Annotated in this window: 19 protein-coding genes; 10 read left to right on the top strand and 9 right to left on the bottom strand. The window is 64.0% G+C overall.

The genetic code is table 11. The annotated features are described in order from the left end of the window. Window positions 1–42: 42 nt before the first annotated feature. The 3 genes from B7K20_RS12060 to B7K20_RS12050 form a co-directional block, all read right to left on the bottom strand. A complete protein-coding gene (locus tag B7K20_RS12060) occupies window positions 43–1,356 on the bottom strand; it encodes an NAD(P)/FAD-dependent oxidoreductase (protein WP_200809099.1) in 1,314 nt (437 codons plus the stop codon). Between the two features lie 67 nt (window positions 1,357–1,423). Continuing rightward, window positions 1,424–1,822 carry a type II toxin-antitoxin system VapC family toxin gene (locus tag B7K20_RS12055; protein WP_084102775.1) on the bottom strand — a complete coding sequence of 133 codons (399 nt, stop codon included), beginning with the start codon at window positions 1,820–1,822 and terminating at the stop codon, window positions 1,424–1,426. Next, the gene (locus tag B7K20_RS12050; RefSeq protein ID WP_084102774.1) at window positions 1,819–2,091 is read right to left on the bottom strand and encodes a type II toxin-antitoxin system VapB family antitoxin; all 273 of its coding nucleotides are present in this window, start codon (window positions 2,089–2,091) and stop codon (window positions 1,819–1,821) included. Before B7K20_RS12050 ends, B7K20_RS12055 begins: the two co-directional genes overlap by 4 nt. Window positions 2,092–2,231: 140 nt before the next feature. Here B7K20_RS12050 and B7K20_RS12045 point away from each other — a divergent pair, with 140 nt between their 5' ends. From B7K20_RS12045 to B7K20_RS12040, 3 genes are read left to right on the top strand one after another with little or no spacing between them, the layout of a single operon-like run. Next, window positions 2,232–3,200 (top strand): DUF2252 domain-containing protein, encoded by a 969-nt coding sequence (locus B7K20_RS12045; protein ID WP_200809098.1) that lies wholly within the window; start codon window positions 2,232–2,234, stop codon window positions 3,198–3,200. A gap of 17 nt (window positions 3,201–3,217) precedes the next feature. Beyond that, the gene (locus B7K20_RS13160) at window positions 3,218–3,634 is read left to right on the top strand and encodes a DUF2252 family protein (protein ID WP_200809097.1); all 417 of its coding nucleotides are present in this window, start codon (window positions 3,218–3,220) and stop codon (window positions 3,632–3,634) included. After that, complete coding sequence (locus B7K20_RS12040) at window positions 3,631–3,879, top strand: hypothetical protein (RefSeq protein ID WP_084102773.1); 249 nt, start codon at window positions 3,631–3,633, stop codon at window positions 3,877–3,879. The genes B7K20_RS13160 and B7K20_RS12040 overlap by 4 nt, the downstream gene beginning before the upstream one ends. Before the next feature lie 33 nt (window positions 3,880–3,912). On the opposite strand, the gene B7K20_RS12035 is transcribed toward B7K20_RS12040, so the two are convergent. Beyond that, entirely contained in the window at window positions 3,913–4,749 is an 837-nt protein-coding gene (locus B7K20_RS12035; protein WP_144018674.1) for an SHOCT domain-containing protein, read from the bottom strand. Window positions 4,750–4,772: 23 nt separating this feature from the next. Here B7K20_RS12035 and B7K20_RS12030 point away from each other — a divergent pair, with 23 nt between their 5' ends. From B7K20_RS12030 to B7K20_RS12020, 3 genes are all read left to right on the top strand, one after another. Further along, on the top strand, window positions 4,773–7,046 hold the full coding sequence (locus tag B7K20_RS12030; protein WP_234985826.1) for a nuclease-related domain-containing DEAD/DEAH box helicase: 2,274 nt from the start codon (window positions 4,773–4,775) through the stop codon (window positions 7,044–7,046). Window positions 7,047–7,287: 241 nt separating this feature from the next. Next, on the top strand, window positions 7,288–9,768 hold the full coding sequence (locus B7K20_RS12025) for an McrB family protein (RefSeq protein WP_159449410.1): 2,481 nt from the start codon (window positions 7,288–7,290) through the stop codon (window positions 9,766–9,768). Beyond that, window positions 9,737–11,026 carry an McrC family protein gene (locus B7K20_RS12020; RefSeq protein WP_144018673.1) on the top strand — a complete coding sequence of 430 codons (1,290 nt, stop codon included), beginning with the start codon at window positions 9,737–9,739 and terminating at the stop codon, window positions 11,024–11,026. The genes B7K20_RS12025 and B7K20_RS12020 overlap by 32 nt, the downstream gene beginning before the upstream one ends. Window positions 11,027–11,109: 83 nt before the next feature. Here the strand turns inward: B7K20_RS12020 and B7K20_RS12015 are convergent, their stop codons facing one another. The 4 genes from B7K20_RS12015 to B7K20_RS12000 all read right to left on the bottom strand — a co-directional run bounded on the left by B7K20_RS12015 (window position 11,110) and on the right by B7K20_RS12000 (window position 18,408). Next, entirely contained in the window at window positions 11,110–12,057 is a 948-nt protein-coding gene (locus tag B7K20_RS12015) for a hypothetical protein (protein WP_144018672.1), read from the bottom strand. Next, window positions 12,054–14,996: a type I restriction endonuclease subunit R gene (locus tag B7K20_RS12010; RefSeq protein WP_084102767.1), complete on the bottom strand. Its 2,943-nt coding sequence runs from the start codon at window positions 14,994–14,996 to the stop codon at window positions 12,054–12,056. Before B7K20_RS12010 ends, B7K20_RS12015 begins: the two co-directional genes overlap by 4 nt. Next, window positions 14,996–16,285 (bottom strand): restriction endonuclease subunit S, encoded by a 1,290-nt coding sequence (locus B7K20_RS12005; protein WP_144018671.1) that lies wholly within the window; start codon window positions 16,283–16,285, stop codon window positions 14,996–14,998. The genes B7K20_RS12010 and B7K20_RS12005 overlap by 1 nt, the downstream gene beginning before the upstream one ends. Before the next feature lie 98 nt (window positions 16,286–16,383). After that, the gene (locus B7K20_RS12000; RefSeq protein WP_084102765.1) at window positions 16,384–18,408 is read right to left on the bottom strand and encodes a class I SAM-dependent DNA methyltransferase; all 2,025 of its coding nucleotides are present in this window, start codon (window positions 18,406–18,408) and stop codon (window positions 16,384–16,386) included. A gap of 96 nt (window positions 18,409–18,504) precedes the next feature. On the opposite strand from B7K20_RS12000, the gene B7K20_RS11995 reads away from it, so the two are divergent. Next, on the top strand, window positions 18,505–18,969 hold the full coding sequence (locus B7K20_RS11995) for a heme-binding protein (protein WP_159449409.1): 465 nt from the start codon (window positions 18,505–18,507) through the stop codon (window positions 18,967–18,969). 57 nt (window positions 18,970–19,026) lie between these two features. Beyond that, window positions 19,027–20,349 (top strand): MFS transporter, encoded by a 1,323-nt coding sequence (locus tag B7K20_RS11990; RefSeq protein WP_084102763.1) that lies wholly within the window; start codon window positions 19,027–19,029, stop codon window positions 20,347–20,349. A gap of 30 nt (window positions 20,350–20,379) precedes the next feature. Here the strand turns inward: B7K20_RS11990 and B7K20_RS11985 are convergent, their stop codons facing one another. Next, window positions 20,380–20,724 carry a hypothetical protein gene (locus B7K20_RS11985; RefSeq protein WP_084102762.1) on the bottom strand — a complete coding sequence of 115 codons (345 nt, stop codon included), beginning with the start codon at window positions 20,722–20,724 and terminating at the stop codon, window positions 20,380–20,382. Between the two features lie 88 nt (window positions 20,725–20,812). Between B7K20_RS11985 and B7K20_RS11980 the strand changes: the two genes are divergently transcribed. Together B7K20_RS11980 and B7K20_RS11975 are read left to right on the top strand one after the other, a co-directional pair. Further along, complete coding sequence (locus B7K20_RS11980) at window positions 20,813–21,409, top strand: hypothetical protein (RefSeq protein WP_144018670.1); 597 nt, start codon at window positions 20,813–20,815, stop codon at window positions 21,407–21,409. A gap of 35 nt (window positions 21,410–21,444) precedes the next feature. Beyond that, window positions 21,445–21,921, top strand: a complete 477-nt coding sequence (locus B7K20_RS11975) for a GNAT family N-acetyltransferase (protein WP_084102760.1) — start codon at window positions 21,445–21,447, stop codon at window positions 21,919–21,921. The last annotated feature ends 81 nt before the right edge of the window (window positions 21,922–22,002 follow it).

Here is a 22,002-nt window from a genome sequence, read left to right as displayed (position 1 = left end):
GTGTGCGCGCACAGTGAGTGACCACTGGGGTGCAGCTGGTGGCTAGGCGCGGAGCGTCCACCCCATGCGCCGCGACACCGCACGCAGGTACTTCTGGATCGCGTGCGCGTCGACGTACCCCTGATGCCGCGGCGAGTCCACGAACTTGATGTCACCCGACAGGTCCGGGCGGTCCGTCGCGACGTGCCGCTCGAACGCCCTCCATGCGTCCGGTCGTCGCGTGTGGTCAGCGATGTGCTGCGCGACCATCTGGCTGAGCATGTCCATCAGGATGTACGCGCCCGAGTTGGTCTCGACGAACCCGATCCCGTACAGCCCCGGCGTGCGCGCGAAGGCCGTGAGGTACATGTCGGGGTGCTGCTCGTCGCCGTAGAAGTCCTGCGCGTACGGGATGGTGTGCTTGTAGCCGGTCGCGAGCAGCACCAGGTCCACGTCCTCGCTGGTGCCGTCGGTGAACGTGATGATGGTGCCATCCGCGCTCGCGATCGCCGGCCGCGCCGTGATGTCTCCATGCTGGAGGTGGTGCATCAGCTGGTCGTTCAGCAGCGGGTGGGTCTCGAACAACTTGTGGTCGGGCTTCTGCAGCCCCAGGCGCGTGGGATCGCCGTTGATGATCCGCAGCAGGCGGCCGAACACGGCCTGCTCGAGCCACATGGGCATGGTGGGGCCGGACTCGGCGAAGACGTCGACTGGCTGGCCGAAGATGTGCTTGGGGATGAACCAGTAGCCGCGGCGCATCGAGATGGCAGCGTGATCGGCGCTGCGGGCCGCGTCGCACGCGATGTCGCAGCCCGAGTTGCCCGCGCCCACGATCAGCACCCGCCGCCCCACGAATTCATTGGCGTCGCGGTACGTGACGCTATGGCGGATCTCGCCCGTATACCCAGGTATCTCGATCAGGTGGGGATCCCATTGGACGCCCGATGCCGCAATCACCTGGCCGTACCTCGTCACCTTTTCGGTGGGCTCGGCGGCGGCATCGGCCGTGCGCGTGGTGACCGCAAACGTGCCGTCGCCCTCCCGCTCGATGGCGACCACCTCGGTGTGGAAGGTGATGCGGTCGGTGAGTGCGGCATCGGCCGCAAACGAGCGAAGGTAGGCCAGGATTTGGCGGTGGTTCGGATAGTCGGGGTAGTTCTCGGGCATGGGGTAGCCGGGGAAGCCGGACATGGTGCGCGAGCTGATGAAGTGTGCCGACTCGTACATGGGCGTGCCGGGGGAGTCGATGTCCCACAGGCCGCCCACGTCGCTGTGGCGCTCGACGTGGTCGTAGGGGAGGCCTTGCTCGGTGAGGGCGCGGGCGGCGGCGAGGCCGGCGGGCCCGGCGCCGATGATGAGGGTGCGATCGGCGGCCATCGTTCCTCTTTCTCGTCGTTGAGATGAGGCGAGTGTAGGGCAGGTGATCTACAAAGATCAGGCAGGCTTACTGCCCAAGCGCGGGACGCACGTCGGTGTGCGTGAAGTCGTCGCCAACGAAGAGGAGTGGCTCGTCGCTCGCCATGGCGAGCGCGTAGCTGTAGCAGTCGCCGAGATTGAGGTTCGCGGCATGGCCCGACCCTCGCCCGTACTCCCGGTAGGCCTCGCTCGCGATGCGAGCCTGGTGGGCGTCGAAGGCGACGACCTCGACGCCGAACTCCTGGAGGAGTCGATCTACCCGACGGATGTCGTCGGCACGTCGACGGCGATAGATCACGGCGTGAATCTCGACCAACGTGGCGGAACTGAGCGCCAGGTTGTCGGCCGCTGTGAGGGCGGCGACGAGCCGCTTGAAGTCCGGCTCTGCGTCGATGATCGCGATGATGGCCGAACTGTCCACGATCACGCGTAGAGCCCGTCCTCGTCGTAAAGGTCGTGCTCTGCTTGGCGGATGGCGGCGCGGTCCTCGTCGGTCATGCTCGCGTGGATTTCTTCGACGATCGCCATCGCTCGGTCGTACCGCTCGCGGGCCCGCCGTTCGTGGTCCTCGGCAGCGATCCGCCCGAGCTCTGCCTGGACCGCCGACTCGATGGCGCTCGTCTGGGACTGGCCGGTCTTGTCGGCGAGTTCGCGCACGAGGGCAACGGTGCGCTCGTTCTTGATGTTGAGGGCCATGCAGCCAGTTTCTACCCTTGGGCATGCCCGCGTCTACCCTCTGTGGACACCGGGACGTGCAACGATGGTCGCCTGCCCGCCGACGGCGCAGGGCGGAGGGGACGTGACGCGTGGTCAACGAGGTGTCTGAGGGTCATCCCATGCTTGCCGGCACCAACGCCGATGCCGAGCCACGGGTGTTCGAGTCGCTGCGCAAGCGCCCGCGGCCCCGCGCCGAGCGCTACGAGATTGGACGCTCGCTGCGCAAGGACGTGCCGCGCCGGTCACTCGGAGCGTGGCACGTCGATAGCGACAGCCGCGACCCCATCGCCCTGATCGAGCGCAGTCACGAGGGGCGCGTCCCCGGGCTGGTGCCGGTGCGCGTGGCGCGCATGGCCGCCTCGCCGTATGGGTTCTTGCGGGGCTCGGCGGTGGTGATGGCCGATGACGTGGCTGGCTTGCCGTCGACTGGCATCACTCCCGTGGTGTGTGGCGACGCTCACCTGGGCAACGTGGGCTTCTATGCGTCGCCCGAGCGCGACCTGGTGTTGGACCTCAACGACTTTGACGAGGCGCACCCGGGCGCCTGGGAGTGGGACCTGCGTCGCCTGGTGGCGAGCACGTGGGTTGCGGGACGCGAGACGGGCGCCTCGGAGGACAAGTGCCGCGATGCGGTTCTCACCTGCGCGCGGGCGTACCGCGATGAGCTCCGCCACCTGGCCCAGGAGCCGCTCTTTGCGCGGTCCTTTGAGCGCATCGACATGCGCGGCATCGAGAAGCACGGCACCGAGTCGTCGTTGTCCAAGGAACTGGCTCGCGCGGCCAAGCGGGCGCGCAAGCGGACGTCGGACCGTGCCCTGCCGCGCTTCACCAAGCAGGATGGGGACGGCACACGCATCGTCGAGGAGCCGCCGTTGATCACCCGCTTGCCCGATGCGGAGGCCGATGCGCTTGCGGAGGGTCTCGACGAGTACGTGCGGACCCTGGACCCGCACTGGGGGCGCATGCTTGGCGGCTACACGCTGGTGGATGTCGCCCACAAGGTGGTGGGCGTGGGATCCGTGGGGCTCCGCGCGTACGTAGCGCTACTCGAGGGATCGAGCCAGAAGGACGTGATCTTCTGCAACTGAAGCAGGCGAGGCGCTCCGTGATCGCGGAGCACGTGCACGGCAAGGACGCGTGGCATCGCCACCAGGGGCAACGCGTCGTGGAGTATCAGCAGGCGCTGCAAACCGTGAGCGACCCGCTCTTGGGCTGGACCACGGTGGACGGCCGCCAGTTCTACGTGCGCCAGTTCAGGAACATGAAGGGGTCGGTCTCGCTCGACCGCATCTCGGCAAAGGCGTTGGCAAACTACGCGGGCATCGCCGGCCGTCTACTGGCGAAGGGCCATGCGCGTACGAGCGGGGCGTCGATGATCGCCGGGTACCTGGGCAAGGGCTGCAACGTGGACGAGGCGATGGCGACGTTCGCGCGGGCCTACGCCGACCAGACGGAGGCCGACCACGAGGCGCTGCTGAAGGCTGTGAAGAGCGGGCGGTTGGAGATTGCAGCGGGGGCATGATGGAGCGCGAGTGCTCTCGCGACTTGGAGTCCACTGCCAAGGGGGAGGAAGGAATCGTGACCTATTCAAGGGGTTCGCGTGACCAGTTCATCGAGGACCGCACGCTCCAGTTGCGGAACCTTGGCATGTCCGAGGAAGAGATCGCCGAATACGACTTCGACGCAGACTTGGAGCAGGAACCGGTCGAAGACACTGAACCGCCGGAAGCGCCGCCGAGCGTGCTGCAGGGCGAGCCGGGGGACTGAGACTAGTAGCCGCCAGCGCGTTACCGGGGTTCGCTACTGCAGTCCGCCCAGAAGCGACGCCTTCGCAGCTGCGAACTCGTCGTCTGAGAGGATGCCCTCGCGGTGCAACTCTGCGAGTTCGCGCATGCGCTCAGCGAGTGTGGGTGCTGTCGTGGGAGGGACAGAAGTGCTCGGCGGAGCTGCAGTCACCGCAGTGGTGTTCGGAGCGCCGGGGGGTTGGGTCGAACCGTCGCTCGGCAGGACTGACTTGCCAGCCGCCTCAAGTTCGCGGCCGATAACGTTGTGGCCCTTCTGGCCGGAACTCATAAGGCCGTTGTGGGTCTCATTCGTAAGGCGATGGATTGTCTTGTCAGTAGCGATCGTCAACTGGCTTACGCGAGAGCCTTTCGCCGCGACATGAGCAATCCCACTTGCCGCGAGTCCAGGTGCAGTCGTCTTCATAAAGCTCGTGGTGCCCTTCATCAACCCCACTAGCGCAGTGCCCACCGCGTTCTCCAACGGGTTGCCTGAACTGCTCGCGGCGCGCTCCTGCTCGGAAGGTGAATAGCTGATAGACCGAAGCTTCTCGTACGGCGTCTTCTTCCTGATCGTTTTAGCCTCCGACGTTGCGGCACCATCGCCATGGGAGGCCACTCGGACATACCCGTTCTCGTAGATCTCGACCGTCGAGGTCCCGAATATGCCGCTGGTCACAAGTCTGCCTGCAGCTTCCGCGTCACGCGAGTGCTTGAGTTTCGCATCGTCCATGGACGCCTTCTTGTCGGACACGGCTTTCTGCATTGATTGCCCGAACTTTCGGAACCCGCCGCTCATCCTGAGCTTGTCGGTGCCCTTGTCCAACGGGAGTTCCCGCGGTGTCTCCTCAGCCATGATCCCCACTTTCAATACCTCGCATGGCCTCACTGCTCACGCGAATCGGCGCTTCCGTCCGCGGCATGCCTTCGCGGCTCGGACTTCCTGAGATTCTAAATGAAGCCTGTGACACGACTGGCGCTCGCATTGTTGCGGGCTGGCGGCATCGACAGCGGCGGATGTTTCAACTTTTCGCGAGGTCTTCCGATATTGTCCCAGCGGGGGTGTTGATGTTCGCAGGGGAATCGGCCGGAATCGAGGCGCAGCGTCAGCGCGCGCTCGCGCAAGCACATGCAACGGCAGCCAAGGAGGCCAGCGCGACGGCCGGCCGGTATGACATTGCGTCAATTACCGAGCGCCGCACCATGGAAGCACTCGCGCCGCTCGCCGCCATCGGCGTCACGTTCCTCGCTGATCGCAAGTGGCCCGGCAGCCGCAGCGCCCAGGTGGACCTCGTGGCCCTCCGACCGCAGGGCGTCTTCATCGTCGATACGAAGGCATGGAAGGACGTGTCGATCCGCGATCAGCGCATCTTCCGCGCCGACGAGGACGTCACCGAATCCCTGATGAGCCTGGCCGACCTTGGCGACACCGTCGAGGAAGACCTCGCGGTCGTGGGCCTCGCGCCCGGAGAAGTGCATGTCGTGGTGGTGCTCGCGGGTCATGCGCAACTGAGTCACCGCATCGGCCCCGTCGACATCGTCGGGGAGAAGGACATCGCCCGCTATATAGCGGGCCGCGGCACGCGTCTGACGCCGGGCCAAGTCGATGCCGTGCTCGAGCGTGCGCTGAAGCTGTTCCCGTTGATCGGTGCCAGTCCCGCTCCTCAGGCAGTGGTGGCTGAGCCAGTTCTCTCCCCGCTGGCTGAACCAGAGATACCTGCAGCGCTCCTCGAGGAGTCCGACGTCGAAGCCGCGATCCTCGACGGCATCCTCGCGCAGCCGATCGAAGAGTGGATGTCCTTCCTCCACCCGGACCAGGCAAAGTTGGTCCGGCGCAATTTTAAGGGACCTTCCCGCATTCGTGGTGCAGCGGGCACTGGGAAAACCGTCGTGGGTTTACACCGCGCCGCTTACCTCGCCCGCACGCGACCCGGCCGAGTGCTTGTGACCACCTTCGTGCGCACGCTGCCCGATGTTCTCAAGAGCCACCTCGACCGCATGGCGCCGGACGTCGCCGACCGCGTCGACTTCATGGGCATTCACCAGTTTGCTCTCGGCGTCCTGCGGGACAGAGGAGTGGCAGTCAAGGTTGACGCGAAGGCGGCCGATGCTGCCTTCCGTCGCGCTTGGGGGCGTCTGTCAAGCGACAGCCCCCTCAAGGCGAAAGGGCTGCCTCAGGCCTACTGGAAGGACGAGATCGCGCACGTGCTGAAGGGACGCGGTGTGACCGACTTCCGCGTCTACGCGGATCTGGTGCGCACGGGGAGAGGGCATCAGCTTGGCGCCGTGCAGCGCCGCTCTGTGTGGGACCTCTACGAGGACTACACCCGCGAATTGCGCGCCGCCCAGGTTCACGACTTTGCGGACGTGATCCTGCTCGCCGAGTCTGAGCTGCGCCGCCAACCGCTCGAGGAGCCGTACGCCGCGGTGATCGTGGACGAGGCGCAAGACCTCAGCTGTGCCATGGTGCGCATGCTGCATTCCATCGTTGGCGACGCGCCCGATGGATTCACACTCATCGGCGACGGCCAGCAGTCCATCTATCCCGGCGGCTATACGCTCGCGGAGGCGGGAATCTCGGTCGCTAACCGCGGCGTGGTGCTCGACACCAACTATCGCAACACGCGAGAGGTCCTCGAGTTCGCGCACGGGGTCATTGCCGGTTCGGAGTATGCGGATATCGACGGCGAGATCGCCCGTGGTGAGCGGCCGGCCAACGTGCCGCGAACCGGACCGGAGCCCTCGGTCGTCGAGTGCGTGACCAAGGACGAGATGAACCGCCTGGTGGTCCGTCATGTGGAGCAGGTACAGACGGACGTCGCGACTGGATGGGGCGACATCGGCGTCCTGTCGTACTCGGGCTACTCGGCCAACCGGATCGCCGATGCGTTGAAAGCGGCTGGCATCCCCGTCGTGAAGCTGACGTCGTACGACGGCTCGCGCGTGGACGCAGTCAAAGTGGGAACGATCAAGCGCGCCAAGGGTCTCGAGTTCAAACAGGTGGTGGTCGCTAATGTCTCCACTTCGCTACTCGCAGGAGCAGCGCCGCCGGAGGACGAGGTCGAGCGCGAGCGCTGGGAACTCGCCCGTCGTGAGTTGTATGTGGGGATGACACGAGCGCGTGATGGGCTGTGGGTAGGGGTGCTCGGGTGAAACGCCGGACGCCGGTGTCCGTAGGCCCGCGGTAGGTTCAGACAATGGTGACGACACCGAAGGAGCTGGCGGTTCGGCTCGGCGTCGACGAGCGCCGTGTCCGGCGGATCCTGCGCGCTCTGTACCGACCGAACGGTGAAGACAAGTACGCGCGATGGGTCCTGGATGATGACAGGGCCCGTGCAGTTGAGCGCGAGATCCGCTCACGGCGGTAGGGCGCGAGAACTAAGAAGGAATGAGCATGGCTGAGACGACGGCAGGTTCGCCGCATCGGAAGTACTGGCCCATCGAGGGCACCGAGCGCATTTTCGACGGGGTCGAGTACGAGCTCGGCGAATCGCCAAGCGGGTACGTCTACAAACGGGACTCGCACCTCATGCACGCCACGGACTGCTTCCATGCACCCGCATTGCGCCTTGAACCGCGCTCGCGCGACGAGGTGATCCGAGCGTGGCGGGAGTCGCCGGAGCACCCTGTCGACCCGCGGTGGTGCCAGAACTGCATTCTGCTTCCCGTCCCGCTTGAGTCGAAAGCGCGCCCCAACCAGGAGGCTGCACGCACGCGGGCGGTAAGTGAGGCCGCTTCCGTGGTGCTCATCCACGCATTCGGAGACCGTCGCTCGGCGATCGACCCGAACGTCGAGATCTGGACGCCCGCGTATGCGGAGAGGCTCCGGTCGGCTATTGAGGACTTCTACGACGACGGTCCCGGCACCTTCCTCCAGAAGCTTGAGAGCCAGCTTGCGCATGAGCCGCGCGAGGTGAAGCTACTCGCCGCCGAGATGATCTACCTGCGTGGCGTGCCGCTGGTGAACCTCACGCCGCGCAAGAAGCGTGAACACATCGAGACCGTGCTGTCGTGGCTTCCCGACGCGCCAGCGCTTCCGGGAGAGATCGAAGCAGGTGTCAGCACCGGCGGTACGTTCAATGGTGGACAGGGCTACAGCCAGCAGATGTGGAAGCAGGTGGTGTGGCTCAGCAGGTTCGTGGTGCGATGGGGGACGCTACCCGAGAACGAGCGCGCCGCTGCCCTCGACGATCCGTGGGCCTTCCGCGCGATGGTGGTCGACGATGAGCGCGACCTTCCGTCGATGCGCCACGCGTTCCTATCTATGGTGTTCCCCTGGACCTTCGAGAGCATCGTGAACGACAAGCATAAGAAGGGAATCCGAGACACCTTTCAGCTGGTAATCGGCGGAGCGACCGGCGACAGTGGTGAGGCGATCGATCGTGACATACTTGCGATCCGCACCGCGCTCGAGAAGCGCGACGGCATCGACCGTCTGGACTGGTACACGGAACCGTGGGAGAGCCAATGGCGCGATGACTTGTCCGGCACCACGCGTGCGTGGGCCGTGCGCACCAAGCCCGCCGGTCGCGAGCTCATCGACCAATGGCTCGGAGAGGGGTTCGTCTCCCTGGCCGCGGCACACTTGAGTGAGATCGAATCCGGCGCTTCGCGAAGCGATGTCCGCGAGCGGGTCAATGCGGACTTCGACCATGTCGACTACACCCAACGGATGTACCTGACGGACGACTTCTTCGCGTTCCTTAGCCGCATGGAGGCGGGGGACATCGTGGTGACGCGTCACGAGCGCGAGGCGTGGGTAGGAACGATATCCGGCGAGGTCGCGTACTCTGATGCGGCGCCGCGCCTGCGTCGTAGTGTGACGTGGCACACCGATGCGCTCGTCTTCGACGACCTGCCTGCGGGCGTGCGCAAGCTGTTCGCGGGCTCGCGTTCTGTGCTCGACCTGACAGATGGTCGCGAGGTGCTCGAGCAGGTGCTCGGAACCAACCGTGCTGCAGTTGAGGGGCCCCGGACTCAGGTTGCGCATCTGAGGCCAGTCGCGGAGGAGTTCGCCCGATCGATGCACTTGCCGCATGGGTGGTTGACGCGGTTCGCCGAAATCTTGGGCGCCCGCCGCCAGGTGATCGTCCATGGCCCTCCCGGCACGGGGAAGACTTTCGTGGCGCGCGAGCTCGCCGCCCATATCGCGGGCGACGAGAACGTCCGGCTAGTTCAGTTCCACCCCTCATACGGATACGAGGACTTCTTCGAGGGCTTTCGTCCTAGGAAGCAGGACGACGGTTCGCTCGCGTTCGATCTGGTACCTGGGCCGCTGCGGCGGATCTCCGCCGACGCGGCTGGTGATCCCGCCACTCCATACGTGCTCATCATCGACGAGATCAATCGTGCCAACATCGCGAAGGTGTTTGGCGAGTTGTACTTCCTGCTGGAGTACCGCGGGGAGCGTGTCGAACTGCAGTACTCCGTCGACGAGCCGTTCGCGCTGCCCGAGAACCTCTACATCATCGGCACGATGAATACGGCGGACCGCTCGATCGCGATGGTCGATGCCGCAATTCGCCGGCGGTTCTCCTTCATCGAGATGCACCCGAGCGAGGAGCCGGTGGCCTCCGTTCTCGAAAACTGGCTCAAGGCCCAGGGGCTCTCCACCGACCGTGCTCGCCTGCTGGCAGCGTTGAACGCAGAGATGGGCGACGAGAATCGTGACTTCCAGATTGGGCCCTCGTACCTAATGAGGGACGAGGCGGATATGGCGGACGGGCTCGACCGCGTATGGGCGCACGACATCCTGCCGCTGCTCGAAGAGCACTTCTACGGCCGGTTCTCTCGCGAGGAGGTCGCGTCGCGATTCGGAGTCCGGGCGCTTCGTGTGCGCATCGATGCCGTCCTTCAGCGCGACGACAGCGAGTAGTTGGGGCGCCGTGGTCCGTGTCGAGATACCTGAGAACTCGCGAGACGGCGCGGTCGTCCGCCTCGACGCTGCGGGTGCTGCGCGCGTGCGTCAATCCGGTCTAGTCGACGCGTGGCCGGACCGCGACGGGTGGCGCGTCCTGCCTCGCACCAACATGGTCGGCGCTGTGCGCATCGGCGATGTAGACCTGGTCGTCACGCCCAAGGCGAGCTTTTCGTCCGTGCTCTTCATGGTCGGCTACTCGCGCGACTGGGGCGCCGTGGGCTCGGAGTTCAGCGGTTCGGAATCGGAGGACCTGTGGCCCGCCGTAGCCGAAACGCTCGCGCGGTTGGCCGGTGCGGCCCTGAAGCACGGTGTGCTTCAGGGCTACGTCACACGCGACGACGCACTTGCCGTCGTGCGTGGTCGTATCCGCAGCGCCGACCAGATCGCGCGACGTCCGGGCCTCGCTGTACCTCTCGAAGTCACCTACGACGAGTTCGAGGTCGACATCCCTGAGAACCAGATCCTGCGCACGGCGCTCCAGCGCATGTCAACCGCCCCGAGGCTGCCCGACGACCTGCGTCACCGTCTGGTGCACCTCTATGGCCGCATAGAAGGCGCCACTGTCATCACTCCCGGTGACCGTGTCCCTGCCTGGCGGAAGTCGCGGATCAACGCGCGCTACCACCGCGCGCTACGGCTCGCCGAGTTTGTCCTCGCGAGGATGGGGCTCGGCACGCAGCGCGGCTCGGAACCGGTGGCGTCGTTCGTGATCAACATGGCCACCGTCTTCGAGCAGTTCGTCTCGGAGGCGCTGGGGGCGGCGTTGAGGAGCCTGAGCCGCGGTGAGACTGTCGCACAATACGACGCATGGCTGGACATGCGACGTCGGGTGCGCATGCGCCCTGACGTGGTCCACCTCGTCGGCGGCCGACCTCGGATCGTGATGGACGCGAAGTACAAGCTCGGCTACACCGATGGCGGGTATCCGACGGCCGACGCGTATCAACTCCTCGCGTACTGCACGTCGCTCAGTCTGGACCAGGGCTGGCTCGTCTATGCGGGGTCAAAGGCGGAGGGTGCTGTCCCGGTCACGCATCGCGTCGCGAACACCGGCATCGACATCGTGCAGTGGCCGCTCGACTTGAGCGCAGCGCCCGGCGAGATCCTCGGTCAGATCGACGACCTCGCGTTATGCGCGTATCGCAGACTCGACGCATTGGATGCCGCCGCGCGACTCGGTACTCGAGGAAGCGCGGCTAAGGGCACCGAGTAGTTCGCTCGTTGCCTAGACCCCGAAGCTTGACGCGGTGACGAGTGCTACCGCTACTCGTCACCGTGACGGCGTGACCAGGGCTGTTAGAACGGTGGTTCATCGGTTGTCGGAAAGATCACGCATGCAGCGTTGAAACCCTCGTAGGCCGAGCCTCTCTCAACTCCAGCGGGCGGCTCCCAACTGCTTCCGCGTTCGTACTGGAGGAGGACGCTGGGTTCGAGGAGCTTGCGAGGGCGCTCGTTGGTCAGAGCCCATACCCCGTCGTGAGCCAACCAAACTGTTTCACCAAAGTTTGCGAGTAGCGGTCTGGCCGCAGAGTGTGATGCCCCAAACACCAGGGTGCGCGAGATCGACTCCAAGAGCATTTGAGCGTCGAAATCGTCGTCAGAGATCTTGCCCGTGACTTCCGCGACACGTCGTAGCCAGATTTCCTCGGCCTCCTCCGCGAGCCAATCCACGGTCGCGAGCCGATTGCCTGTGTCGTCTGCAATCTCGAACGATAGTTCGCCGAGTAGTCGCTGGGGCCCATCCCACAAACCGCGAATACGCAAGTACACGGCGGGGTTCTCGGCCACCTGCACAAGGAGCCCGTCGTGGTACGTGAGCACACCGCGCTCGACTCCGCGTTCAAATGCGAGGAAGAAATCCTCTCGTGACACTTGATGAGCGCCCAGTCGGCTGAACAGCTCCAAGTCGCGGTCTCGCATTCCTGAGATCTGCGATGCCACCTGAACCTTCAGATCCTCAATGTCTCCGAGCAGTTCTTCACGCAACTCCTCGTTCTTGCGATCTGACTCCATCGCAGCAATCTTGATCTGGCCCTCGAGCCTTCGCTCGATCCAAAGCCCCGCAAACAGCAGAACGAAACCCGCGAACGCGCTGACGAGCACCGATGACATCCACTGCCAGAAGGGTGACGAGGCTTGATGCAAAAGAAGCGACGCGAGTCCGGTAGCTATGGCGAGTGCGGTCACCAGCCGAAAGTGCCAGCGGGGCTTGCGGTCCCTTGACGCGCGGTTGCGACCGGTCACGCTGGACCCTTGTACGTCTGCCGGAACACAGAGTCCTCAAGCCACTTCCGGAAGCTCTCGTTGTCGGAGAACTGTTTGTACAACTGTGTCTCGTCCGCCAGCAACCCGAACATTACTTCTTGCAATGCTCGCGCCATCTCAACCCTTGCGTTCGCCCGCCCGCTGTTAGCGATGGCGAGTTGGTACTTCTCGTCTTGTGCAACGCGCTTGGGGACTTCTTCGGTGATGCGTTGCATGATGCGGTCTCGGTCTTCCCAGGGGATGTTGCCGAAGTGTGCGTTGAAGGAGTCGAGGATCTCTGTCAGGCGCTGCAACTCTGGGTCCTTCGCGGCGGAGGCTGTCGCCGTCGGTACAGGGTCCAGCTCGGCGTCCTCGTCCTGGAGCGCAATTTTCATGGCCTCACGCTTCTCCGCGCGGAAGGAGTCCAGGTCAATCGTCTCGAGCACGCCCTCAGACAGGTCGTCTTGCTTGGGGGAGGGGAGCTTTGGAACGAGGTAGCCGAGGAAGATCGACAGTTTCTCCCACGCGGCGTTGCTGTAGGGGAGGACCGCGCTGAGGAACCCGTAGGTGCGCACGAAAGCCTTGGCTGAGCCCTTGAACTCGACCTGGTCGTCTTCATCGCGCTCGAGGTACTCCGCCACGCAAGCATCGAGCAAGGGGTGGAGGTCGTCGATGGGTGCATCGGTCAGATACCGCTCGACGAACAGGTCGACATCCTCGGGCGTGTAAATGCCGGAGGCGTCGAGCACGTGTGTAAGGTCGTTGAGCTTGTTGGGGTCGGTCTCGTCAGCCAGAACGGTGGTCTGGTAGTACGCCTGGAAGGACTCTTCGATGGTTTCGCTGTCGTTGGCGAAGTCCAGGACTGCGCAGTCGTTCTTCAGCGGGTGCGCCCGGTTGAGACGCGACAACGTTTGCACAGCCTTGACACCCGACAGGGGCTTGTCGACATACATGGTGTGCAGGAGTGGTTCGTCGTAGCCGGTTTGGAACTTGTCAGCCACGATCAAGAGCCGGTACGGGTCCTCGCGGATCTGTGAGGCTATCTGCGAGCCGGGGAACCCGTTGTACTGCGCCTCGGTGACCTTGACTCCGTCGCGTTCAAAGTCGGAGAACGCGACGATAGCCTTGTACGGGCGTTTGGACTCGCTCAAGTAGGCAGTCACTGCTTCGTAGTAGTCGATGGCGCGGGCGATAGATGTCGTGACGACCATCGCGCGGGCTTGTCCGCCGATCTTGCGCGGCTGGTAGACCTGCGCGTGGAAGTGGTCGACCATAATCTCGGCCTTTTGGCGGATCGCGTGCTTCTGGCTCTCCACGTACGTGCGCAGCTTTTGCGAGGCACGCTTGGCGTCAAACTCGGGATCGTCCTCGACGGTCTTGATGAGCTTGTAGTACGTGTCGACAGGGATGTAGTTGGCCAAGACGTCCAGGATGAACTTCTCCTGGGTGGCCTGCTTCATCGTGTACGAGTGGAAGGGCCGATGCTTCACAACGCCATCGACCTCGAACGGCTCACCAAACGTCTCGAGGGTCTTGTTCTTCGGTGTCGCGGTGAAGGCGAAGTAGGAGGCGTTGGGCAGCATCTTCTTTGACGCCATCAACTTGTTCAGCGCGTCCTCGACGTCCTCAACGTCATGATCGAGCCCATCCTTTGACAGTGCCTGGGCTAGTGCTGCTGAAACCTTGCCGCCCTGACTGGAGTGGGCCTCGTCGATGATGATCGCGAAGTTCTTGTCCCGTTGGGGACCACCGAGGTCGCGCACGATGAACGGGAACTTCTGCACGGTCGTGATGATGATCTTCCTGCCCGCCTCGATAGCGGTGCGCAGCTCCTTCGCGGACTCCGCATGAGCCACAGTCGAGCCTACCTGCGTGAAGCCCTTGATGGTGTCGCGGATCTGACCATCAAGAATCACACGGTCCGTGACCACAATGATCGAATCAAATGCGCGTGATCCTGCGTGCTCGACGCCGACGAGCTGGTGCGCCAGCCACGCAATCGAGTTGGACTTGCCCGACCCCGCCGAGTGCTGGATCAAATACCGCTTGCCGCTACCGACAGACTCGACATCGGACAGCAATGTGCGCACGACATCGAGCTGGTGGAAGCGAGGGAAGATCGCCGATGCGGTCTTCTTGCCAGTCTTGGTGTCTTTGGAGTGCACGATCGCGGCGAAGTTCTCAATGATGTTCGCCAGGCTCTTGGGTGCGAGCACCTGCTTCCACAGGTATTCGGTCTTGATGCCGTCAGGGTTGGGTGGGTTGCCCGCGCCTCCGTGGTAGCCGCGGTCAAAAGGAAGGAACCACGACTTGGTGCCCGCGAGCTTCGTGCAAAAACGCACACGAGCATCGTCGACAGCAAAGTGCGCCATGCACCTCCCGAGCTGGAACAGGAGTTCGCGAGGGTCTCGGTCGAGTTTGTACTGATCGACTGCATCCTGCACGTTTTGCTTTGTGATCTGGTTTTTGAGCTCAAGAGTCGCAATCGGCAAACCATTGACCGATGCCATCAAGTCCAGCGACTTGCCCGTGTCAGTGGGGCTGTAGTGGACCTGACGGGTGATCGTCAGCCGGTTGGAAGCGAACCGTTCAGCAGCCTTCGCATTGCCCGGCGTTGGGGTCGGGCAGTAGAGGTCCACGTGGTGAGGGCCGTGCGAGATCCCGTTGCGTAGGCAAGCGACGATTCCTTGCTTGGTAATCTCGCCCTGCAGGCGAGCTAGGAACTTGTGGGTAGTCGGCGAGTCCGCATTCAATGCCAGAGCTTCGACGAGGTCTGGCTGGGTGTCCGCTATGAACGCCGTCAATGTGGGTATGTCGAGACAGTATTGAGCGTTGAAGTCCGCCGGGTCGCCCTGGACCCACGACGGACTCCCAGTGGCCGCTACCATCTGGTCAACGATCAGTTCCTCAAGGCTGGCTTCATTCAGTGACACGGGCATCAGATCGGCTCCCCCTCTAGAAACTCCTCGGCAACCTCGTGAAGTGACTCTTCCGCACCGGTACTTCCCGCCGCAAGAGTGGTGACAGGGAGGGTCGCCAAGGTCGCTGCCAATGCGCGCACATCAACTTGGCCCGTCACCACATCGGATGTCAGCCGCGCGCGGAACGCTTCGAGGAGGTCGATCTGTTTGGTAGCGAGTGCCACAGCCGCATGAGATTCCTTGCGTGCAGTTTCGACGACCATCATTATCGCGTGCTGCTCATTAGTTGGAGGGACAGGCAATGATGTCGCGAGGAAGCGGTCGTCGGTGAGCTGGAGCCTTGATTTCCAGACGCCGCGTGAGTTGACGAACAATTCACGGTGATACGCATTCGAACGCACGAGCTCATTAAGGAAATCTGGTTCGAGACCCCCATCAACCCGCAAGCGATAAACTCCGTAGGCACTGCTCACGATTCCGTGATGCTTCGATACTGCGAGTCCACGGCCCCAAGCCCAGAGGCTGTTGATCACAAGGTCGCCGGGCCAGCAGAGTTTGTGGCCCACGTAACTGGCCGCTTCGAACATGTACACGTTGACAGTGCCCTTTGGGACGACGCCGAGGGAAGAGGAGACCGTCAGGCGCGGCTCCGAGCCAGTAGCAGTGCGAACGTCGATGGGTTTCAAGACGTACTTCGCCCGGCGAATGCTCCAATCGGTGGGGATAGGGCCAAGCCACTCGACTCCTGAGTCTTTGAGGTGCGCACCTGAGGCCAGCCCTCGCGTCACCGCTTGGTCGATCACCGATTGAGCCTGCTCCTCAACGAGGGCGATCATTCTGCGCTTGGCGGCAATGGCCTTGTCGATCCGCGCGTGCGCGTGAGCAAGGTACTTCACAATCGCCGCCTGCTCATCCGGCGGCGGTACGGGGACAAGATCTCGGGCGAGCCGCGGGTACTCGATGCTCTGGCCCTCGCGGATCCCTGTGACGGTGAGGGTCAGTGCGTCAATGAACTGCCGTGACTTAAACAGGAGCGTGAGGTAGTTGAGATCTGATGCGCGTCGTGGGCGGAGAATCGTGTACGCGGGGCTAATGATGCCGCGTGCATAGGCTCGTTCGATTCCTCCTTGGAACGACCGCAAGCTAATGACGAAGTCATCGACTTCGACGAGCTTCAAGGTCTCAAGTGATTTAGTAGCCTCGACGGTCCTGCTCTCGAAGTCCGACTTGCGTATGACACCGCGAGACTGTGTCGCAGCTAGGAGGGGCTCGTCGGGATGGTTTTTGACCTTTCGTTCAGTCACCACAGTCTTGAGTCGACGTGACTGCCAGTGTGTAGGCACGCGGGGTAGCCACACAACGCCTGAGTCGCGGTACGCGGCATAGGGCTTGAGTCCGGCAAACATCAGCTGACGATCTCTTTCAGCAGCTCGTCGGTTTCGTCTTCGAGGGCTTTGATGTCTGCGCGGATTTCGTCGAGAGTGCGCATGGGCGTGGGCTTGTAGAAGTGGCGGGTGAAGCTGACTTCGTAGCCGATCTTGGTCTTGGAGGTGTCGATCCAGGCGTCGGGGGCGTAGGGGAGAACCTCGCGGCGGATGAACGCTTCGATGCCGTCCGCGTGTTCGCCAGCGGGTTCGTTGAGGGGGACCTGCTCAGTGTCTGAAAGGTCGCCGTCGCGCTCGTACTCAACTACACGTGTCTTGCCGTCGATCTCTGCCTCGAAGCGTCCGTGTAGTGGGTCAGGCTCGGTGCCGATCTTGTGGACTTTCTTGATGACTGCAGGTGCGTCGTCTGCACGCTCAGAGGCTTCCTTGAGTTTCTTGATCTCGGCGGCCTTGTAGACGCGTCCCGGTTCCGCGTCCACGAGACGCAAGGGGCGGTCGACAGCGACTTTGAAGTAGCCGAAGTCGGCGTTGTTGAACACCTTGGAGACGTCTTCGTCAGCTTGGTCGAAGGCGTGGAAGGTGCCCATAATGCGTTCGATGTCGGCTGCCGAGAGTTCGCAGTTCTTCTCGCCGAGGTTCTTGCGCAATGGCGTGAACCACTGGGTGGCGTCGATGAGTTGGACTTTGCCCTTGCGGCGTTGCTCTTTGCGGTTGGATAGCACCCAGATGTAGGTCGCGATACCGGTGTTGTAGAAGAGCTTGAGCGGTAGGGCGACGATGGCTTCGAGCATGTCGTTCTCGATGACGTAGCGGCGGATGTTGGATTCGCCTTGACCTGCGTCACCGGTGAAGAGGCTGGAGCCGTTGTGGATCTCAGCAATGCGGCTGCCGGTGGTGGTGCCGGTCTTCATCTTCGAGATCAGGTTCGCCAAGAACAACATCTGTCCGTCGGACGAGCGGGTGACGAGGCTGAATTCGCTGTCGCCTGCGTGCTCCACGAGGAAGCGGGGGTCGTCGATGTTCTTGGCCCCGCCCATGCGTTCCTGGTCGGTCTTCCAGGACTTGCCGTATGGGGGATTCGACAGCATGAAGTCGAACTCAAGGTGGCCGAACTGGTCGTTTGACAGTGTGGAGAACTCTGGGCCACCCTTGATGTTGTCCGCTGCGCGCCCCTCTCCCTTAAGGATCAGGTCGGCCTTGGCGATGGCGTAGGTCTCGGCGTTGATTTCCTGCCCGTAAAGGTGAGTGGAGATCTTCTTGTCGCCGGTCAGTTCCCTGAGAGTGTCTTCGGCGACCGTGAGCATGCCGCCGGTTCCCATTGCACCGTCATACAGCAGATAGGTGCCTTCGGGGATGGTGCCTGCGACGGGTTCGAACATGAGGCGCGTCATGAGCTTCACGACGTCACGTGGTGTCCAGTGCTCACCGGCCTCCTCATTGTTCTCCTCGTTGAAGCGGCGAACCAGCTCCTCAAAGACCGAACCCATGCCATGGTTATCCAACGCGCTGGGCGAAACGTCCAGGGTGGGGTCCAGGAACTTTTCAATCAGCGTACCCAGGGCATCAGCCTTCGTCAGCCGCGGGATTTGGTTGCGGAACTCGAAGTTGTCCAAGATCTCTTGGACATTGGGAGAGAACCCGTCGAGGTAGGCCTCAAAGTTCTGGCGCAGTTGAGCCTGACCCGTTGCTGCTCGGAGGTCTTTCAGAGTGAAGGCGCTGGTGTTGTAGAAGTCCTGGCCCGCAGCCTGACGCAGCGGAGCATCCTGGTTCGTAATCCCCGCGTTGTCGAGAGACTGCTTGGCGGCGACGACCGCGTCATGGCTGTCGACCAGCACACTGTCGAGGCGGCGCAACACCGTCATCGGCAAGATCACATCTCGGTACTTGCCCCGCACGTACAGGTCCCTCAGTACGTCATCTGCAATGTTCCAGATCAACTGCGCCAAGCGCGCATTCGTCGTCGCGTTCACTTTGTCCTGTCCCGCCCTCAGATTTGGCCCCGCACGCAACGGTGCGTCGCCGGAAGTTCGATAGACCACGACCATACCTAGAACCCGGTGCGCGGCCGACGGCAACTTGGCGTGAGTCGTGGGATGCTCGTGCTGAACCAGACGACCTTCGGCTTGACGAAACGGACCCCCATGTTTACCGGCATCACCACCGACATCTGCGCCCAAGCCTGGGACGTGATCGAGCCCGCCATCGCGCGTGGCCACGAGGTCGGCCTGCTCAACGGCTACAAGGGTGGGGTCGTCGTGCTCGACCCGGCCGACGCATCGGCCGATCCCTTGTTCACCGCCTACCTGGGTGATGACCCCGAGAAGTTCGTCGAGTGGGCCACCGCCAAGGCTCGCGTCGCCGCGCGCACCGGCATGGACACCTCGCGCCTGCGCGACCACTCCCCGCACCTGTACCGCGCGGGTGACATCAAGTGGCCCGGTGGGATTGTGCGCGAGGGGCTCGTTGTCGCGTTTAGCGGCGTGCAGGGGGAGTACGACGAGATGATCGCCGAGTGGCTCATCAGCGCCATTCGCGCCATCTGCCGGCTCGAATTCCGCGCACCCGACGGTCCCCGCGACAACGGCGGTCCGTTCCTGGGGGAGTAGGGGCTGCCAGGCCGGTCACGGCATCGGCTGCCCGTAAGCCCCTGACAAGATAAACGGATGGCCACGCAGAAGCTCTACGACCTCCTGGTCCGCCACCAGGACTCCGACGCGGAGGACCTGAGTCCCGACGCGCGCCCGCACATCGCCGCCAACGGCCTGCGCCAGATGGCGGCGCAGGCGCTGCAGTCCGCCGGCGATGAGGTGGTCAACGCCAAGACCGTCCTGCCGTGGCTGATGAACGCGCTGGGCGCCCCGGGCGCGTTCGTCGGCTTCCTGGTGCCCATCCGCGAGTCCGGGTCCATGCTTCCGCAGGCCGCGTGGGCGCCGCGCGTGCAGGCCAGGCGCCAGCGCAAGGGTGTGTGGGTCGCCGGCGCCGCCGGACAGGCCGTCGCCACGGCCGCTATGGCGCTCGTGGCCGCCACCGTCGAGGGCTGGGTCGCTGGCGTCGGCATCCTGGTGGCGCTCGCGGTGTTCGCCCTCGCGCGCTCGCTGACCTCGATCGCGAGCAAGGATGTTCTCGGCCGCACGGTGCCGCAGGGGCAGCGTGGTCAGATTCAGGGAGTGACGACGGTGGCATCGGCCGTCGTGGCCGTGACGCTCGGCCTGGGACTGCGGTCCTGGGGTGGTGACCTGGGCGTCGGCGTGCTGGCGGCCCTGCTCGGCGGAGCGGCGTCGCTGTGGGCGCTCGGCGCCCTGATCTACGCGACCATCCGCAAACCGGTGGAGGAGACGGAGCCTGCCACGGCATCGGCCACCGCCGATTCTCAGACGGACGACGACGAGCCCGGCTGGATGAGCCAGGCGGCTGGGCTGTGGCGCGACGACTCCGTCTTCCGCCGCTTTGTCATGGCCCGCGGCCTGCTGCTCGTGTCCGCGCTCAGCCCGCCGTTCGTGGTGGCGCTGTCGCTGCAGGGCGACGGCCAGGGTCTGTCGTCTCTGGGGCTGTTCATCCTGGCGCAGGGCGTCGCCGGGATCATCGGCGGGCGGGTGTTCGGGCGGCTGGCCGATGCGTCCTCGAGGCGGCTGATGATCGGCGCCTCGCTCGCGGCATCGGCCACGATTGTGGTCTACCTGGGGCTCCGGGCGGTGCCTGGCGCGGGAGAGGCCGCATGGCTGCCTGCTGCCGTCTACTTTGTGCTCGCGCTGGTGCACCTGGGCGCGCGCCTGGCCCGCAAGACGTACGTGGTCGACATCGCCGAGGGCGACCAGCGCACCCAGTATGTGGCCGTCGCGAACACGCTCATGGGCGTGCTGTTGCTCGCAGTGGGTGCGGTGACCGCGGGCCTGGCGGCATGGGGCAACGCCTACGCGCTGCTACTCCTTGCCGCGCTGGGTGTGGCAGGTGCCATCGTGGGCCGGAGCCTTCCGGAAGTGACATAGCCCGACGCGACGCCACGGGCGCCCCATTGACTAAAGCTTGCAGGTGAAGCTGCCGGATGCGCCGGTGTACACGTTGACGCTCGTCATCGTGAACTCCTTGCGGTCTGTCCGCTCCACATTGCTGAACGGTACCGAGGAGCGTTCCCCGGTGCCGAGGTCGAAGTCCCACGCGTCCACCACTTCGCCATTGTCGACGTCGGCGGCGGGCCCATCAGGCAAAGCGCCCACCTGCCAGGTTGTCTGGCATGCGTAGGTCCCTGAAGCGAGGGACGTGCCGGGCTGGCCGTTGGCGAACCAGAAGAGAACTGCCGCGCCAATGCACCCAGCGGCGATGAAGAGTTTGCTGGCGTCCTTGTACCAAGGGAGGTCTGTCATGGCATATTCCTTGCACATTCCGAAAGGGAGGCTATGGTACGCGACATTAGCATTGAGACCCCGAGTTTCTATGTCTAGTACAGTGGCGATGATCGCAAAGAGTAGCGATTTACCAGGAGGGGTGTGGGGAATGTCGGGTATGCGACAGTTCGTGGGAATTCTGTGGATAGGGGCGTTTATTTGGGGGATAGTCGCCCTTTTCCAGGCTGAATGGACCACTTTAGTCATCGCGATTGTGGCGTGGTTTGTGCTGGGGATGATCTTCGCGCGAACTAACTCGGCGCTGCACCGTGCAGAGGTGTCGAACGCGTCGGAAGACTCCGTACAGATTGGGCACTTGGTTCACGCTGGGGCGTGGGCCGATGCGCTGACGGTCTCGACGCGCTCCGTGACACGGCTGCGCCGAGCGGTGCGCCGTGACAACAGCCAGGGCATGAGCGGCCCACTCGGGGCTGCGCTGCTCAATTACGGGGTTCTGCAAGGTGCGAATGGACGGTTCGACGTTGCTATGACGAGCCTGGGGGAGGCGGAGAGTCATCTTGCGAGGGCAGCCAAGCAGAATCCCCACGCGGCGCAGATCTCCACGGTGGCCTCGGAGGCTCGGCGTCTTCTGACGGAGTCCGCATCATTGGGCGACGTCGACGCTTTCCGGGACATGGCAAGGGAGTTGAACGCCGTGCTGTAGCGGGCTCCGCAGCGCCGCACCGATACTTTTGCTCCGTGACCGCCACGTGGCTTCCCGAGGAGTTCGCCCACCCGCTGATGGTGCCGCTGCGGGACGGCGTCCACCTGCGCCCCATCCACCCCGACGACACGGACATCGACATGGTCGCCGTCATGGGAAACCAGCCGATGCTGTGGGCGAAGTACGGCGAGGCGTGGGGATGGCCTCCGGCCGACATGACCGCCGAGGCCGACCGCGAGGACCTCGATCGCCACGCCCGCGAGATGGTCACGCATGAGTCGTTCAACTACGCGATCATGCCCGCCGACGAGAGCGCGATCTACGGCTGCATTTACATCGACCCTGCGGACGATTCTTCGGCCGTGGTGGGCCCGGTTGCCGAGGTCTCGTGGTGGGTAGTGGCCGATGCGCCGGCTGGGTTAGCCGATGCCGTGGCGGCCTTCGTGCCGCGCTGGCTGGGGGAGGGCTGGCCGTTCGTCGAGGTGCGGTACCCGTTTGGCGAGGTGGGCTAAGCCGGCCGTCAGCCGCGCAGGGGCGGACGGATGGACGGGCGGACGGGCGCCTTGTCGGCGGGCTCGACGTCGAGCCATCCG

It is taken from the genome of Demequina sp. NBRC 110051 (assembly GCF_002090055.1).
Classification (GTDB): Bacteria; Actinomycetota; Actinomycetes; order Actinomycetales; family Demequinaceae; genus Demequina.
This window is presented reverse-complemented; position numbering and strand designations above follow the sequence as displayed.

Coding starts and splice junctions, on each gene's coding strand:
- B7K20_RS12060 (WP_200809099.1), bottom strand. CDS start 1,356: ATGGCCGCCGATCGCACCCTCATCATCGGCGCCGGGCCCGCCGGCCTC.
- B7K20_RS12050 (WP_084102774.1), bottom strand. CDS start 2,091: ATGGCCCTCAACATCAAGAACGAGCGCACCGTTGCCCTCGTGCGCGAA.
- B7K20_RS12045 (WP_200809098.1), top strand. CDS start 2,232: ATGCTTGCCGGCACCAACGCCGATGCCGAGCCACGGGTGTTCGAGTCG.
- B7K20_RS12040 (WP_084102773.1), top strand. CDS start 3,631: ATGATGGAGCGCGAGTGCTCTCGCGACTTGGAGTCCACTGCCAAGGGG.
- B7K20_RS12035 (WP_144018674.1), bottom strand. CDS start 4,749: ATGGCTGAGGAGACACCGCGGGAACTCCCGTTGGACAAGGGCACCGAC.
- B7K20_RS12030 (WP_234985826.1), top strand. CDS start 4,773: ATGGCCTCACTGCTCACGCGAATCGGCGCTTCCGTCCGCGGCATGCCT.
- B7K20_RS12025 (WP_159449410.1), top strand. CDS start 7,288: ATGGCTGAGACGACGGCAGGTTCGCCGCATCGGAAGTACTGGCCCATC.
- B7K20_RS12020 (WP_144018673.1), top strand. CDS start 9,737: ATGCCGTCCTTCAGCGCGACGACAGCGAGTAGTTGGGGCGCCGTGGTC.
- B7K20_RS12010 (WP_084102767.1), bottom strand. CDS start 14,996: ATGCCCGTGTCACTGAATGAAGCCAGCCTTGAGGAACTGATCGTTGAC.
- B7K20_RS12000 (WP_084102765.1), bottom strand. CDS start 18,408: ATGGTCGTGGTCTATCGAACTTCCGGCGACGCACCGTTGCGTGCGGGG.
- B7K20_RS11995 (WP_159449409.1), top strand. CDS start 18,505: ATGTTTACCGGCATCACCACCGACATCTGCGCCCAAGCCTGGGACGTG.
- B7K20_RS11990 (WP_084102763.1), top strand. CDS start 19,027: ATGGCCACGCAGAAGCTCTACGACCTCCTGGTCCGCCACCAGGACTCC.
- B7K20_RS11985 (WP_084102762.1), bottom strand. CDS start 20,724: ATGACAGACCTCCCTTGGTACAAGGACGCCAGCAAACTCTTCATCGCC.
- B7K20_RS11980 (WP_144018670.1), top strand. CDS start 20,813: ATGATCGCAAAGAGTAGCGATTTACCAGGAGGGGTGTGGGGAATGTCG.